The sequence below is a fragment of the Streptomyces sp. NPDC127092 genome (assembly GCF_042722475.1).
Taxonomy (GTDB): domain Bacteria; phylum Actinomycetota; class Actinomycetes; order Streptomycetales; family Streptomycetaceae; genus Streptomyces.
In genome coordinates this window covers 87,945-88,908 of the sequence record NZ_JBHXFE010000007.1, presented here as the reverse complement: position 1 = coordinate 88,908, position 964 = coordinate 87,945, and the positions used below count along the sequence as shown (strand labels likewise).

Here is a 964-nt window from a genome sequence, read left to right as displayed (position 1 = left end):
CTCGGAGTGGGAAAGATCTCTTGGGGAGGAGCGGGTCCTAGATCGAGAGCACGAAGCTCCCCCTGGTCCCGCTCCCGGATGGGAACGGCCTCCGGGGGCCGTGGGGGTGGTCGGACAGCATTAACCGAAGAACCGGGCAAGGGCCACGGGAGAGACCACCTCTTCGGCGCTTCCCTCCGCGTGGTCCGCGGCTGACTCCTCGTCGTCCGCGGACGTGACACCCGGCCGGGGGACCGGCTTCGGAGCCTCCGGAGCGTCGTCGTCCTCTGATGTGTTGACGCATTGGAACATCCAGTTGGCGACGGCCAGATGATCCACTGCGGCGGCGAGGAGGTGGTCGGAGATCGACCAGTCGGCCGACTCCCCGTGGATCTCGCGCGACACGGCCGCGTCCTGCGGAAGGTGCTTGATCAGCACCATCAGGCGCCGACTGGGCAACTTGCCCCGGTGCCAGTCGAGGAGGTCGACGTTGTAGTAGCGGAGCAGATCCGCCTCAAGGGCCTCGGCGTGTTCGTCGACGAACTCGACGAGGCTCAGTCTTCCCCCAGGCCGAGCCCGGTCTCCTTGCCGTAGGCCTCGAGGATCGCGGCGATGTCCTGCATCGTGAGGTCGTGCTCCTCGAAGCGGGCGAACTGCTCCTCACCCATCAGGAGCGCGAGCAGACCGTCCACGTCGTTGTCGTCGAGCTTGCGCAGCGCCTTTGCGGTCTTGCGCGACAGCTCGGTCGGGAGTGTGTAGGACTCGCCGTCCAGTTCGAAGGACCAGGTGCGGCCGTGGGCCTCCAGTCGCTGGGCGCGAGCGGCGTTGACGTCGAAACGGGCCATGGTGTGCGTACTCCTTGTTCGCGTGGTGCGCGTGGGTGAAGAGGAGAGGGGTGGGGGGGGGAGGGGGGGTGGGGTGGGGGTGTGTGCCCGCTGCCCGGCGAAGAGGGGTGGGGGGGGGAGGGGGGGTGGGGTGGGGGTGT

General features: G+C 68.3%; 2 protein-coding genes. Both read right to left on the bottom strand.

Translation table 11 applies throughout. From position 1 onward, the window contains the following. Positions 1 to 120 precede the first annotated feature (120 nt). Positions 121 to 384, bottom strand: a complete 264-nt coding sequence (locus ACFWJO_RS08395; protein ID WP_386863987.1) for a hypothetical protein — start codon at positions 382 to 384, stop codon at positions 121 to 123. 149 nt (positions 385 to 533) lie between these two features. Beyond that, entirely contained in the window at positions 534 to 824 is a 291-nt protein-coding gene (locus tag ACFWJO_RS08390; RefSeq protein ID WP_386863986.1) for a hypothetical protein, read from the bottom strand. Between the last annotated feature and the right edge of the window lie 140 nt (positions 825 to 964).

What these genes read in the sequence shown, in the direction of transcription:
- ACFWJO_RS08390 (WP_386863986.1), bottom strand. Translation starts at nt 824, where the DNA reads ATGGCCCGTTTCGACGTCAACGCCGCTCGCGCCCAGCGACTGGAGGCC.